Source organism: Reichenbachiella sp., from assembly GCF_033344935.1.
In the GTDB taxonomy this organism is placed as follows: Bacteria; Bacteroidota; Bacteroidia; order Cytophagales; family Cyclobacteriaceae; genus Reichenbachiella.
In genome coordinates, this window is the sequence record NZ_JAWPMM010000001.1 from 3,635,046 (window position 1) to 3,650,957 (window position 15,912).

Genomic DNA, 15,912 nt, shown 5'->3' on the forward strand with positions numbered 1-15,912 from the left:
CTAGCTTAAAAGTTGAAATTAACTCCCAGTACATATGTTCTAGGTCGTGGATAAACATTCTTATCTATACCTGGTGCTAATGCATCATTGATCTCAGGATCCAGGCCTGAATAATTAGTGATCAGGAATGCATTTTGGACCGTAAAGCTTACACGGGCTGTGATCTTGTCAGAAAATACTTTAGGGAAGTTATAACCCGCACTGATGTTGTCCATTCTGAAAAATGATCCATCTTCCAGATAGAAATCACTCTTATATTGTGCATTGAAGAATTGAGACTCTTCCACAAATGTTGAGATGTTAGACAAGTAACCTGACTGGTTGTATAGATTAGCATATAACCCCTTGCTCGAAGCAATGTTGTTGTAAACATCATTGCCTACACTTAGTCTACCAGCAAAAGAGAAGTCAAAGTTTTTATAAGCAAACCTTGAAGAAATACCGATCAAAAAGTCGGGAGCCGGATTACCTAAATGGTATCTATTCAAGTCATTACCGTCTACTTGTCCTCCTTGTCCCGAACGATCTACATAAAGACCCTCGATAGGCATGCCCTCGTTGTCATACACTTGTTGGAATAGATAGAAAGAGTTGGTAGGATATCCTACACTATTGATTTGAACTCTGTTGTTACTTCCTCCATCAATCTCACCTACTTCATAACCTATGTAGTCTGGATCAGAGAATGCTGTTAGTTTGGTAATCTTGTTCGTATTTTTCGAGAAATTCACTCCAATTTGCCAGCTCATATTACCATTTGAAATTGGATAACCATTTAAGGAAATTTCATAACCTTGATTTTCCAAAGATCCAACGTTAGTTACTACTCTGTTGGCAAAGTTTGTTCCTACCGGTACCGGTATCTCATTCAATAAATCGTCTGTAGTTCTTTGGTAGTAATCGAATGAACCTGAGATTCTATTTCCTAAGAAACTAAAGTCCAAACCAGCGTTTATGGTAGTGGTCTCTTCCCATTTGATATTCGGGTCATAAGCTAAAGGCTTCCACAATTGATACAACTGACCACCAAATCCATATTGTGAGTTAGCCGTACTCCCATTGTAACTTGCAATCGCTGGATAATCATTATCTGTGATATCTTGCTGTCCAGTGATTCCGTAACCTGCTCTGATTTTCAACTCGTCCAATGCATCCACACTTTGAAGAAATGACTCTTCACCCATCTGCCAGGCAACAGCCACAGATGGAAATAAGCCCCACCGATTGTCATCTGAGAATCTCGATGAACCATCTCTTCTCAATGTACCTGTCACCAAATATTTTCCTTTGAAAGTATAATTTACACGACCAAAGAAGGAAACAAGGTAACTCTCAGTTTTATCTACTGTAGTGTCAGAGCCAATATATTCTCCTGAATCATTGGCTTCCCAAGGTCTATTGGCGTTTTCTTTTTCTTCATAAAAATGCTGCCAAGAGTAGCCTGCGGTTACATCAAGTTTGCTGTCTATTGAACTAAGGTCTTTTGAATAGTTCAAATAGGCATCCAGAAGCTCGTTTTTACCAATAACTTCATAGGATTTCACATTGTTTTGTGGTTCTCTGTATGAAAAAGCCGCAGTAGAATCCGTATTATCGGTGCCTTCACTCTTGTAGTAATCATAACCGGCATTAACCACAGCTTTTAATTCAGGTAAGAATGGCATTCTATAAGTTGTGCTCACATTTCCTATACTTCTAGCCACTTGAGACGTATTGTCTTTTTGATTGATCATAGCAACCGGATTGTCAGTAGCAATGAAGTTTGGCGTACCATCTACCTCGTTTACCCAGGTAAAGTATCCACCGTAGGGAGAGTTCTCATCATAAATAGATTGAGAAGGATCGAAACTGGTAGATGCACCAATAGCACCGTCATTTGAAAAGTTGTTGTCTGTCAACATTCCCTTCAAATTGATATCAAAGGTCAAATCACCATCGAGTAAACTTGGACTTGCACCAATAGAAAGAGTTGTTCTTTCCATGTTAGATTCCTTCAGCATACCATTCTGGTTGGTATATCCTACCGAAGCTCTATAGGGCATGGAATTCAATGAACCTGTCAAACTTACATTATGATCAGTAGATATAGCATTTCTATAGACTTCATTTTGCCAATCTGTGTTGCCATTACCTAAGAGCGGAGTGGTAATCGAAGGGTCCACCGTATGATTAGCTACTACCTGTCTGAACTCCTCTCCAGAGTACACGTCTGTATACTCAATAGGCACGCCTAATGAGAGGTTTCCATTATAGCTCACTTGCAAATCCTGTCCTGAGCTACCTCTTTTGGTAGTAATTAAGATTACTCCGTTTGAGGCTCTTGAACCATAAATAGCAGTTGCCGAAGCATCCTTTAAGACCGTAAAAGTTTCAATGTCATTAGGATTTACAGTGGCCAAAGGATTGGCAAAACCATCAATTGATTTATTTGTCAAAGGAACTCCATCAACAACGATTAAAGGATCATTACTTGCTCTCAGGGAAGATCCACCTCTAATTCTAATGGTAGAATTGCCTCCAGGCTGACCTGTTGGGGCGGTAACGACCACACCGGCCACCTTACCCATGAGTAGCTCCTGAGGAGTTGAGATAGCACCCTTATTAAAGTCATCAGAGTCAATAGCAACTACTGAACCAGTCACATCTCCTCTATCAACTTCACCGTAGCCGATAACCACAACTTCACCCAACTGAGACACATCATACCCGAGGTCAATGTCGATTGTTGAACGAGTACCAACAGCGATTTCTTGTGTTTCAAATCCCACATAAGAGATCACAAGAATTGTGTTGGAATCTACATTTACGCTGTAATTCCCATCAATATCAGTAACAGCACCATTCGAGGTACCCTTTGCAACTACATTTACTCCGGGGATGGGCTCGCCGGACTCTGCATCTTTGATTGTTCCAGATACTAGACTTCCCTGTGCGTAGACACTGGAAGTAGGAAGAGAAAGTAAGATCCCCATTCCAAACAGCAAACTGAAAACTAACTGGTAATAGTTCTTCATAGTGTTTTAATTAATTACGAGTTTTGTTAATTGTACTTTTCTAAGATTTGCTTTCTGAACATCTCGTCCTCTTCGAAAAAAACATCTAATTCAAGCGCTAATAATTAATTAATGTTAACTTCTTGCAAAAGCGATTCATACGCTGCTGACTGCCTAGTATTATAAGGAATTCAACTACTTTTCTTCGTTCTTGCATATTCAATAATAAACCTAAAAACATAGAATACAACTCATATTCACAGTTTTTTTCATGCCATTTCGCATGCAAACGATTCCGCAAACGATTTCGGAAGCCATTTTTTTTTCACTCTTTTTTTCATAACCCAGATCTCTCCTAGTTCAGGGTCGCTCAAGAGCCAATGGCTTCCAATTCACTTTTAAATTGTACTATTGCAATAATCAACTAAACTCAATTTCTTGTAGGTTGAAGGTTTATGTTTTACTTTTCCGCTCTGTAACGTCTAAATGTATAGACACGCCATTGGGAATTGAAAGATTATACATTAGGTTTAACACCGAAGTGTAAAACTTCAGTTCATACTTTATACGTTTCGAGTATGGTCCAGGTGTGGCAGATTTACGAAACCAGCAGTTTAGATAGGTCAGCTACAAAAATAAAGCATTAGAGAATGAAAAGTAGTCAAGTAACAATCAAGGACTTAGCCAAAGCGTTGGGGGTTTCCCCCTCTACAGTTTCTCGTGCCTTAAATGACCACCCAGACATTAGCCCAGAAACGAAAAAGGAAGTCAATGACCTCGCCAAGCAATTGAACTACGAGCCTAATGTAGTGGCTCAAAACCTGCGAAGCCAAAAAACAAATACGATCGGGGTTATCATACCGGAAATTGTGCATTTCTTCTTTTCAACGGTGATTTCGGGTATTGAAGAGGTAGCTTACAAAGCTGGCTACACCGTGATGTTTTGTCAAACGAGTGAATCCTTTGAACGTGAAGTAAAAGACACCAAAGCTTTACTCAATCAACGAATTGATGGATTGATCGTCTCCTTTTCTAAGGAAACTCAAAACTTCGAACACTTTCAGGAAGTAGCCAAAAAGATACCTGTCGTACTGTTTGACCGTGAAACCGATGAACTGAATGTTAGTAAGATTGTGGTGGATGACTATGATGGAGCCGCGATGGCTACCCAACATTTGATCAATCAAAAAAGTAAGCGTATCGCCCATTTGGCTGGACCAGACAATCTAACCATCGGAGCAGAGCGTAAAAAAGGCTATCAGGATACCTTGAAGAAAAACAACATGAAAGTGGACCCTGACTATATTCTACCCTGTTTCCGCGGCACGTTGGATGAAGGCTTTCACGCCATGCAGAGACTTTTGGATTTACCTCAACCGCCCGATGCTGTATTCTGCACCAACGATACTGCAGCTTACGGGGCGATGAAAGCCATCAAAGAAGCAGGATTAGAAATACCAAAAGACATTGCTATTGTCGGCTTTAGCAATTGGCAATTTTCCTCACTCATAGAGCCTCAACTGACTACGGTCTCACAACCTGGTGTGGACATGGGGAGAGCGGCGGCCAAGCGACTAATTGCCGAACTTCAAGACAAAGAATTAAGAGAACAACCCATCCGTCAAGTGCTAAAAACGGACCTCATTATCCGAAAGTCTTCCAAACGTCCTTAATTATTTTGCTTTTCTCCGCAAACGATTGAAACTAAGCAAAAACCCTCATATTCACTCCTAAACGCTTCTTTTCGTCACTTAGACTAAAGAAATTATTTGTATTTGATTCGGAAACGGGTCTAGCTTTAAAAGCTTTTTGAAACATTTCGTGTCCTCTTCGGAAAACATCTTTCGAGCACTTATACAAGATATAATTGTTTATGATTGTTGAAGAGAGAAAAAATATAAGGACCAACGGCACACTCGTTCGAGGGTCATTATTATCTTATCAGCTGGACGCCTTCGGCTTCTATGGCCGTACTGATTCCGAAAACATATGCCTCGAAGTATATGAAGAAGGAATGATCCGAGTAAGGATTTCTAAAAAGGAGAAGTTTGATAATTTCCATTACGCACTAGATAAAAATCTCAGCCAGAAGTCTATCGATTATCTGGAAAAGGAAGATAGCATTGTCATATCTACTGGCAAGGTGGAGGTTTCTATCATGAAAGCACCCTTTCGTCTGGTTTTCAGAAATGAGAAAGGTGAGATCATAAATGAAGATGACGCCTCCTTCGGCACTTCCTGGATAGGCGAACAAGTCACTACCTACAAAAAATTACAACCTGACGAAAAATTTATTGGACTAGGCGAAAAGACCGGTCCGCTCAATAAAAAGGGCCACGGCTTTCAAAACTGGAATACAGATCACTTTGGGTATGGAGCTAATACCGACCCATTATACTGTTCTATCCCATTCTATATGGGCATCCACAGCAACATGGCCTATGGCATCTACCTCAACAACTCTTACAAGACACACTTCAACTTCGGTGCGTCGAACAATCGTTTCTCTAGTTTCTCTGCGGATGCAGGAGATATGGATTACTTTTTCATGCACTATGATTCAGTAAATGAAATTATAGGAGCTTACAGCCGTTTGACGGGTAAAATGAGCCTTCCTCCTAAATGGTCTCTGGGCTACCAGCAGTGCAGATACAGTTATTATCCTGAAGCCGAAGTGCTCAACACGGCTCAAAATTTCAGAGACAAAGAAATTCCTGCGGATGTGATTGTATTGGACATCCATTACATGGAGAAATACAAAATATTCACTTGGGACAAGGAAAGATTTCCCTGCCCCGAAACCATGATCAACAAATTAAAAGATCTAGGTTTTAAAGTGGTGGTGATGTGTGATCCAGGTATTAAAGTGGAAAAAGGTTATTCTTCTTATGAAGACGGTCTGGAAAAAGACGTATTCATTAAGTACCCCGATGGTACCAACTATGAAGGCGAAGTGTGGCCGGGATGGTGTCATTTCCCTGACTTCACGAAACCTGAAACCAGAGACTGGTGGACAAAACAACTCCAATCATACAGCGACATAGGAATAGAAGGCTTCTGGAATGATATGAATGAGATCGCCACTTGGGGACAATCCTTACCAGAACTCATAGAGTTCGACTTTGACGGGGAAAAAGGAACCACACGAAATGCCCGAAATATTTATGGCCTTATGATGGCCAAAAGCACCTGGGAAGGCGCCAAAGAAAACTTGGCAGGCAAAAGACCATTCAATCTCACCCGGGCAGGTTTTGCAGGCATTCAAAAATATGCTGCCGTTTGGACTGGCGATAACGTCGCCTCTGATGAGCATATGCTTTTAGGTATGCGCATGCTTAATAGCATGGGACTTTCTGGTGTTCCATTCGCAGGGTTTGATGCCGGCGGATTTATCGGAAATGCATCAGAAAACCTCTTTGCCAGATGGATTTCAATGGCGGCCTTTACGCCATTCTTTAGAGGACATTCGAATGTAAATACCAAATCAAGTGAGCCTTGGACGCATGGGGAACATACAGAAGAAATCTCAAGAAACTATATCAGTCTTCGTTATCGGTTGATGCCTTATGTGTATGCTGCATTTTATGAGGCTAGTGAGACAGGTACGCCTGTTAATCGTTCGCTGGCCATCGATTATACTTTCGATGACAATATTTACAAGACGGCTTACGAAAATGAATTCCTTTTTGGAGAGTCTATTCTTGTAGCTCCTGTATCAAGTGAGAAAGAAATAGAAAAAATTTACTTCCCTAATGGTGAATGGTATGATCTATTCACAGACGAAAAATACAGCGGTAACAAAGAAACATTAGTTGAATGTCCGATGGAAAAGCTGCCGGTATTCGCTAAAGCCTCTGCCATTATTCCAGTTCAGTCGCAGGTCTATAGCAACCAAGAAAGACCTAACGAGCAACTGGAAATCCATCTTTATAAAGGAGCAGAGAACAATAGTTTTCTCTACTATGAAGATGATGGCGATTCCTTTGCTTTTGAAAGCGGTGAATATTACAAAAGAAGCATTGTTTACCACCCGCAGACAAACCGCTTGACTTTTGGCTCTGTGCAAGGGAGCTTTGATAGCGTGTTTAATGAGGTGAAATTATACTTCCATGGCTTTGAGAATGAAGAGCTAACTTCATTAGCTATCGATCGTGAAGATTACCACTTCATTTCGCCGTTATCTAATTTTGATCCGATTGCTACAGATCTTCATCAAGATTATAAAATTAAGCACCTACCCTATACCACATTCAAACTTAAAAACAACGAATTTTCAATCAATTGGAAATAAGGATTTCAGCATGCTTATGAAAAAAATACTACTATTTGCTCTCGCACTAAACCTCATCGGTTGCGGTGTGGATCAATCTGAGAAAAACAAAACTGCCCTTTCTTCGCCAGAGGACAAACTCTCCATGCAGTTTTACCTTGAGGCTGATGGCACACCCGGATACTGGGCTAATTACGGAGAGAAAATCATCGTAGACAGTTCCAGACTAGGCTTTGAACTCGGAGATAACATCAGCCTGAAAAATGGATTTGAACTCGTCAATGTTCAAACTTCGAGCTTTGACGAAACCTGGGAACAACCCTGGGGTGAACAACGATTGATCAGAAACAACTACAACGAATTGAAAGTTGAATTGGTCAACGCGAATCAAATCAAACTGAATATCATCTTCCGTTTATTCGACGATGGTATAGGCTTCAGATATGAATTTCCTGAGCAGGAAAAGCTGAAGGAGTTTGAAATCATGGACGAGTTGACTGAATTCAACTTATCTGACGATCACGACGCCTGGTCGATTCCAGCCTACGCAGGCAATAGGTACGAGTACTTGTACAAAAAAGCGCCAGTTTCAGAATTCGAAATGGTACACACTCCCCTAACTATCGAAGGGAAAAACGGTCTGTTCTTTCATATGCATGAAGCGGCATTGTACGACTACCCAAGTATGGTGGTGAAAAATGTAGGTGGTACCAAACTGAAGTGCGATTTGGTTCCTTACAGCAAAACCAATCCAATTAAAGCTTATTTGAAGGCTCCATTCTCTACGCCATGGAGAACCATTCAAGTAGGTGAAACGCCAGGTGATTTGATTACTAACTACATGATTTTGAACTTGAATGAGCCAAGCAAAATCGAAGACACTTCCTGGATCAAACCAGGCAAATACATCGGCGTTTGGTGGGAAATGTTCATCAACCTCGGCACCTGGCACCAAGGCCCAAAGCATGCCGCCAATACCGAAAACGTAAAGAAATACATCGACTTTGCAGCAGCCAATGGCTTCTCAGGTGTACTAGTCGAAGGCTGGAACTACGGCTGGGACGGCAACTGGATGGGTGGCGGCACCAAGTTCGAATTTTCTAAACCGTATCCGGACTACGACATCGAATTCCTAAGTAAGTATGCCGCAGACAAAGGCGTTTACATCATCGGTCATCACGAGACTGGTGCAGATACCGAAAACTACGATGAGCAGCTAGAAGACGCTTATCAGTTCCTAGAGGATCATGGCATGAAGGCAGTAAAAACGGGTTATGTAGAAAATGGAGACACTTTGCCGAATGGCATTTACCATCATGGTCAGTATTTCGTACAGCACTTTCAGCGGGTAATAGAAATGGGTGCTAAACACAAAACCATGATCGTCGCCCACGAACCGATCAAAGACACTGGCAAAAGAAGAACCTGGCCCAATATGGTCTCTCGAGAAGGCGCCAAAGGGCAAGAATACAATGCCATGGGTGGCAGCCCAACGGATCATGTGGTTACTATTCCATTTACAAGATCATTATCAGGTCCATTCGATTACACACCGGGTGTGTTTGACATCAGAATCAAAACCAGTCCCGATCAGGTAAAAACGACTATTGGAAAAGAACTGGCATTATACACCATCATCTATGCACCGATGATGATGGCCAATGACCTTCCAGAAAACTACGAAGGTCATCCTGCTTTTGAGTACATCAAAGCAGTACCCACAGATTGGGAAACTACTCAAGTCATTGATGGGAAAATTGGTGATTTTGTGACGATCGCTCGTCAAGAACGTGAAACAGACAACTGGTTTGTAGGAACGATTACCGATGAGAACCCAAGAGCATTTAAATTGTCGCTGGATTTCTTGAAGGAAGGTGTAACCTACAATGCAACCATTTATGCGGATGGAGAAGGTTGTCATTATGTAGACAACCCAACTTCTTATCAAATCAATGAAATGGAAGTAACGAAAGCCACTATATTAGATATGAAATTGGCTGCCGGTGGTGGTGCAGCCCTCAGCCTATACCCTAAGAACTAATGACAAAGATTCAAGTTATCGCCATCATCCTTTTGGCTTCTTTAAGCTTCCTGTTTGCCTGTGAGCCAACGGAACAAAAAGCAGTAGAACCAGTCGTTACGTTCCCAGAGCGTGCAGCTGACATGACTGTATATGAAGTCAATATTCGTCAGTATACGCCAGAAGGCACCATCAATGCTTTTGCAGAGCATCTTCCAAGATTGAAAGAATTGGGTGTAGAGATGCTTTGGATCATGCCGGTGCAGCCCATAGGAAAGGAAAAGAGAAAAGGATCATTAGGAAGTTACTATTCTATTTCGGATTACTCAGAAGTCAACCCTGAGTTTGGCACACTGGAAGACTTCAAAGCCCTCGTCAAAAAAGTGCATGAAATGGACATGACGATCATCCTGGATTGGGTACCGAATCACACAGCCTGGGATCATCCTTGGATCCAATCCAATCCTGAGTATTACGCCAAAGACAGCTTAGGCAACATCACCTATGAGGCGGATTGGGAAGACATCGCCCTACTCGATCACACCAATGAAAGCACGCGCCAAAGCATGATCGAAGAAATGAAGTTTTGGATTACCAAAACGGATATCGATGGCTTCCGATGCGATCATGCGGCTCATGAGATTCCGCTATATTTCTGGGAAGAAGCCAGAGCTGCCTTAGACCCGCTAAAGGATTTGTTTTGGTTGGCCGAATGGGATGAGCCTAGACTGCATAGCAACTTTCATGCGTCTTACTCTTGGGAGCTGTTGCACTTAACAGAGCATGTCGCCAAAGGCGAAAAGACCGCGCATGACATTGACCAATTCATCAATAAAGATTTGGCATTGTATGGTAAGAACCCATTTCGTATGACGATTACAACCAACCACGACGAAAACTCATGGGCAGGAACAGTCTTCGAAAGATACGGCGACGGACATCAGGCTTTTGCTACTTTTATCTTCACGGCCTATGGTTTTCCTATGATCTATAGCGGGCAGGAAGTAGGGCTGGACAAACGGCTACTCTTTTTCGAAAAGGACACCATCAACTGGGAGGACCCTAAAAACTTGACTCCCTTCTATCAGCAGCTGGTGCAATTGAAAAAAGACAATGAAGCCCTCTGGAATGGCGGTTACGGAGGCACACCTCAGCGTATCAACAACGACGAATGGATTTATGCTTTCAGCAGAGAGAAAAACGGCAATCAGGTGATTGGCTTGATTAATATGTCCGGTGAAAAGCAAACTTTTAACCTGACAGATGAAACCGCTTCTGGCACGTATTCAGATACTTTTACCAAAGTGTCGTATACCTTGGCCAAAGACCAACCAATCGAAATGGAGCCTTGGCAGTATTTAATTTTTGAGAAGAACTAATTGATGGAAAAGAGACGCCTAAGCTTTTGGGAAGTATGGAATCTAAGTTTTGGATTCTTGGGTATTCAAATGGGCTTTGCCCTGCAAAGTGCCAATGCCAGTAGAATTCTCCAAATATTCGGCGCAGATGTCGAAGAACTCTCTTGGTTTTGGATAGTAGCACCGCTAATGGGATTGATTGTGCAACCTATTGTAGGTCACTATAGCGATAAAACATGGACCCGAATGGGTAGAAGAAAGCCCTTCTTCCTCACTGGCGCTCTGATTTCAGCTATAGGGCTGATCGCCATGCCCAATGCAGGAGCACTCACCTCTATTTTTCCGGCTTTGTGGATCGGTGCAGGCATGCTCATGGTAATGGATGCAGCATTCAACATTGCCATGGAACCCTTTCGCGCTTTGGTGGCAGACATGATGCCAGCCGATCAACGTACACTAGGATTTAGTATTCAAACCGTCCTTATTGGTATTGGTGCTGTAGTCGGGTCCTGGATGCCTTATACGCTCACCAACTGGTTTGGTGTCTCCAACGAAACGGTAGTGGGAGAAGTACCGTTGAATCTGATCTTATCTTTTGTGATTGGTGCAGGGATTTTAGTCGGTAGTATAATAGTCACCATCCTTACTACCAAAGAGTATACACCTGAAGAATTGGCGTCTTTCAACGATGCTCCACAAGACGCTCTTAAAGAAGAAAGCCTACTCCATATTTTCACTGATTTCAAAAACATGCCCTTCACCATGCGACAATTGAGCTGGGTGCAGTTCTTTTCCTGGTTTGGGCTGTTTGGGATGTGGGTGTATGCTACGCCGGCGATTGCTCATCATGTGTATGGATTACCACTCGCTGACACTTCATCGAAAATATATCAGGATGCGGGCGACTGGGTCGGCATCTTGTTTGGTGTGTACAATGGTATCTCTGCCATTTATGCCTTTTTCCTTCCGGCTATTGCCAATAAAATAGGGAGAAAAGTAACACATACCCTGTCTCTAGTATTAGGCGGTACTGGCTTGATCAGCATCTATTTTATATCCGACCCTACCCTGCTCATCGGACCTATGGTATTGATTGGTTTCGCCTGGGCCAGTATTCTAGCTATGCCATATGCGATGCTCGTAGGATCTATCCCGGCACACAAGATGGGCGTTTATATGGGTATCTTCAATTTCTTTATTGTGATCCCTCAGATCATCAATGCGCTGATTGGCGGCCCACTCGTTAAGTATCTTTATGGCGGCAATCCCGTATTTGCTTTAGTCACTAGTGGTGTGGCCTTTATCATCGCCGGTTTGCTCAACCTAAAAGTCAAAGATAGTTAAAGAAACTCATCAGGAAACTGATAGATTTTAGTGAATAGTAAAAAAGTCCCTCTCGAAGGGACTTTTTGTTTTATGGCCTGTCAACTTGTCTCAGAATAGTGACTGGCAAAACATTTGATGTAATACGCTCGACACCAAACCAAAATACCATGAAAGTTTTTGCTCTAATCTTATCTGTGCTAGGCCTGACCATACTCGGCTATTTGATCATCCAGGGAGGAAAAGTGGACACCACACAGTCTAGCATCTTTATGCACCCCAGCAACTACGACAAGGTTCCAACTGAACAGGTCATAAAAATGGAAGAAAAAGAAAATCAGGATATTCCTAAATGGGAGGAGTTGGTTGGGTAAACGCCTGTCTATATCATCGTGGCGTTGGTGTAATTTAAAGTGTCGGATTCAAAGTAGGAAAAATCTCCAATTTTTCATCATACCTTTTTTATCCAATGTGAAAAATCGGAGATTTTTCCGGTGCTGCCAGATAGCTGAAGAGCTAGATGCTACCACTGAACCGCAATGGGATATCAGACGATGTTAGGTATCGTTACTTTGTTCAAAGCTCTTAAACTTATCATATGCTTTGGTCAGATGTTTTAATGAATAGTTGTTCACATGATACTCTTCAAGATGAAGGTCAAAATAAAACTTCTTCGTTTCTGCAGATTCGTTGTTTTTTCGAGCCTTTTTAAGAATGTTGGAAATTTTGGCTCCTCTATTTTTTGAAGCTTGTAAAAGTTTATCCCACGTGTCAATATCTAAGATGAATAAATTTTGATATGGCAATCTACTTATGTCAAGATCCATTTCCAATGCAATTTCGGTGACTGCTTCCTTAAGAAATAAATTCCATACGTCTTCAGGGCCTCCGAGATAGATTCTTTTGTAGGTAATTATCAAACCGAAATACTCTTTGTTAGTAAGCTTATTTGCCATTGTAAGTAATTGCTTTGCATATCCCTTAACGATTGACGATTTGAGTTCATTAGATAATAGTTGGGAAACGGGGTTAATGTTAGTATACTGTTTCAATTCAATGGCTTTAGCTTCCACGAGAATTTCATCTTGGAGAATGAAATCAATAACGTTTTCAGCTCTACCATATTTTTTTTTGAGGTCAGTTTCCGTTTCATATTTTATATTGACGTCCTTAAGTCCTAATTCCATATACTTCTCCATTCTTCTTCCTAACTCTTCCGTGAACGAAGGATCATTTTGCTTCATGAAATCATATATGAAGTGATTTACTGTTTGGTTGAGAATGCTTTTATGTGGAATGAATGAATGTCCAAACAAGTGTATAATGGGCTTTTTTGTAAAAACTGAAACCTCAAATACTTGAAGATCATAATCCCTGATTTTTGACTCATTTTCGATTGCCTGTTTAGCATTTTGCTCTGTTATACTTAATAAGGCAATGAATTTTTGAGCATTTTTTTCACCTGCTAGAGCCACTATGATTTCATAGTACCCTTCCTCCAAGAAACCAGAATATTCATAATTCATCAATTTGTTCTGTTCAACATACATCCATGTAGCAAACATTAATTGAAGAAATAGTTCAATGTCGATACCTGTCAGTTTTTTAAATGATCTGTTGATGTCATATTTATGTTTGACTTCCGAATCAGTATATAATACTAATTGTCTAGCAAAACTGTACCACCATACCGTTTCTTGATAATACATTTGTTGATTGGATATGATTATGGAAATTAGTTGTGCATTTTTATGTTTTTTTAGATTAAAAAGTTTGTGTTCAGATTCCAGCGATTCCATTGAATTCAAAATCTTGACAACATCATTTCTGGTTGCCGTTTTTGAAGGGTAGTTTTCTCCTGCAAACTGAAAAGTCCATTTAAGGAGGATTAATGGATACCAAAAGGCAGAAATGGTCTTTTCTTTTTCTAAGGATTTAAGAATATTTATCAGTTCAATCGAGAGAGATTGAAAAGAGTATTTGCGGATTTTATTTCGAATTTGCTTGAATCCCACGTTTCACGTTCCGACTATGATACCTAACATTTGTGTAAAGTGCACTTTATCCGCACTGTAACAATACTACCAATATAAATTTTTGATTTTTCTAAAAAGAGCTGCCTTTCAAGTTTAGGGATTTTTGGAGTGAGATCAAACAATCCCTTGTTATTTCACAAGGAAATTGCATGTAGTCATTTGACTAGAGAAGTATTCTTTGAGAAGGTTTGATCCTGCACTGTCGCCCTTCGACCTTGCTCAGGGTGACAATCTTATTTTTTCACATTACACCTTTCCTTGTCATCCTGAGGCCCTCGAAGGATAGACTTGGCACCATTTCCTTGTCATTCTGAGGTTCTCGAAGAATAGACATTGTACTAATCCCCATCACTTCATAAGGAAATTGAGAGTAGTCATTTAATTAGAGAAATCTACTACAAGAAGGTTAGATCCTGCACTGTCGCCCTTCGACCTTGCTCAGGGTGACAATCTTATTTTTTTAACATTCACAATCCCCTGTCATCCTGAGGCCCTCGAAGGATAGACATTGCACCATTTCCCTGTCATTCTGAGGTTCTCGAAGAATAGACATTGTACTAATCCCCATCACTTCATAAGTGAAATTGAGAGCAGTCATTTAATTAGAAAAATCTTTTTTGAGAAGGTTCGATCTTGCACTGTCGCCCTTCGACCTTGCTCAGGGTGACCATCCTATTTTTTTAACATTCACAATCCCCTGTCATCCTGAGGCCCTCGAAGGATAGACATTGTACCATTTCTCTGTCATCCTGAGACTCTCGAAGGATAGACATTGTACCATTTTCCATCACTTCATAGAGAAATTGGCGACAGTCAGTTGACAGAAGAAGTCCAGAGGGGATTGCCGCGCTCCGCTCGCAATGACGAGAAAAAACGAGTGTAGAAGATATCAGTTTTGTTGAGTAGGATCATCCTCTTTTGTCATTTCGAACGAAAGAGAGAAATCTTAATTTCAGTTTAGTGGGAATCAACATGTTCCAAATAAAAGTCTATTAAGATTTCTCCTATCACCTTCCTACGGTCGGCTTATTCGAAATGACAAAAGAAGGAAAATGATCAGTCTTATACCGCCTTGGTTAATTTAGGATTCCATACACCAGTTTGCTGAGTTTCCTGGACGTATTCAGAAAAGTCCTTAGGTGATCTACCCAAAACTTTTTGCACGTCTCCGCTCACCACGTCATTGCCTTTGGCATCCAGCACATGAGAAAACAGATAATTGATCAGCCAGACATAGTCCTCTGGCACACCTACCTCTTCTAAAAACTTGACATAGTCTTCCAATTCCACTGGGGTGAACATGATGTCTCTTCCTGTGGCTTGCGCGATTTCCTTAATCACCTCCTCAAAAGTCAATACCCTTGGACCCGTCAGTTCGTAGATTTGTCCATGGTGCTGCTCATTTAGAAGTACCTCCACTACCACATCAGCGATGTCGTCTGTACTTATATATGGTACTTTAGCCTCTGGCTTGGGCAGCGCCACGTGACCAGCTAAGATCGGATCTAAAAAGAAACTTTCGCTAAAGTTTTGCATAAACCAGCTCGCCCGAACAATGATGTAGTCTAAACCGGAGTGTATCACCACTTGTTCACAAAGTTCAGCTTCATGTTCGCCTTTTCCGGAAAGGAGTACCAGTTTTTTCACTCCTGCCTGAGCCGCCTTTTTAGTCAATACTTCGATCGCCTCTAAGGCTCCTGGCACAGCTAAGTCTGGTTGAAAGGTAATGTACACCTGATCCATTCCTTTTAGCGCTGAGCTCCAGGTTTCTGCGTTTTCCCAATCAAAGGCTGGGTCTGCATTTCGAGAACCCACGCGTACGTTTTGTCCCAAATTCTCTAGTCGTTCTACGACTTTTCGACCGGTCTTACCAGTCCCACCTATTACTAGTATGTTTTTCATGATTTATTGA

Annotated in this window: 9 protein-coding genes; 6 read left to right on the forward strand and 3 right to left on the reverse strand. The window is 41.3% G+C overall.

The genetic code is table 11. The annotated features are described in order from the left end of the window. Positions 1-5: 5 nt before the first annotated feature. Entirely contained in the window at positions 6-3,014 is a 3,009-nt protein-coding gene (locus R8N23_RS15600; protein ID WP_318172544.1) for a TonB-dependent receptor, read from the reverse strand. Between the two features lie 629 nt (positions 3,015-3,643). On the opposite strand from R8N23_RS15600, the gene R8N23_RS15605 reads away from it, so the two are divergent. The 6 genes from R8N23_RS15605 (at position 3,644) to R8N23_RS15630 (ending at position 12,338) form a co-directional block, all read left to right on the forward strand. Next, the gene (locus R8N23_RS15605) at positions 3,644-4,666 is read left to right on the forward strand and encodes a LacI family DNA-binding transcriptional regulator (RefSeq protein WP_318172545.1); all 1,023 of its coding nucleotides are present in this window, start codon (positions 3,644-3,646) and stop codon (positions 4,664-4,666) included. A 200-nt stretch (positions 4,667-4,866) separates the two neighbouring features. Further along, complete coding sequence (locus tag R8N23_RS15610) at positions 4,867-7,284, forward strand: glycoside hydrolase family 31 protein (RefSeq protein WP_318172546.1); 2,418 nt, start codon at positions 4,867-4,869, stop codon at positions 7,282-7,284. 16 nt (positions 7,285-7,300) lie between these two features. Further along, positions 7,301-9,304, forward strand: coding sequence for a glycoside hydrolase family 97 protein (locus tag R8N23_RS15615; protein WP_318172547.1), 2,004 nt, complete (start codon positions 7,301-7,303; stop codon positions 9,302-9,304). Then, positions 9,304-10,662, forward strand: coding sequence for an alpha-amylase family glycosyl hydrolase (locus R8N23_RS15620; protein ID WP_318172548.1), 1,359 nt, complete (start codon positions 9,304-9,306; stop codon positions 10,660-10,662). The genes R8N23_RS15615 and R8N23_RS15620 overlap by 1 nt, the downstream gene beginning before the upstream one ends. Positions 10,663-10,665: 3 nt before the next feature. After that, positions 10,666-11,985, forward strand: coding sequence for an MFS transporter (locus R8N23_RS15625; protein WP_318172549.1), 1,320 nt, complete (start codon positions 10,666-10,668; stop codon positions 11,983-11,985). Between the two features lie 149 nt (positions 11,986-12,134). Further along, positions 12,135-12,338: a hypothetical protein gene (locus R8N23_RS15630; protein ID WP_318172550.1), complete on the forward strand. Its 204-nt coding sequence runs from the start codon at positions 12,135-12,137 to the stop codon at positions 12,336-12,338. Positions 12,339-12,521: 183 nt separating this feature from the next. Here R8N23_RS15630 and R8N23_RS15635 read toward each other — a convergent pair whose 3' ends face one another. Together R8N23_RS15635 and R8N23_RS15640 are read right to left on the reverse strand one after the other, a co-directional pair. After that, on the reverse strand, positions 12,522-13,673 hold the full coding sequence (locus R8N23_RS15635) for a hypothetical protein (RefSeq protein ID WP_318172551.1): 1,152 nt from the start codon (positions 13,671-13,673) through the stop codon (positions 12,522-12,524). A 1,389-nt stretch (positions 13,674-15,062) separates the two neighbouring features. After that, positions 15,063-15,902, reverse strand: coding sequence for an NAD(P)H-binding protein (locus R8N23_RS15640; protein ID WP_318172552.1), 840 nt, complete (start codon positions 15,900-15,902; stop codon positions 15,063-15,065). Between the last annotated feature and the right edge of the window lie 10 nt (positions 15,903-15,912).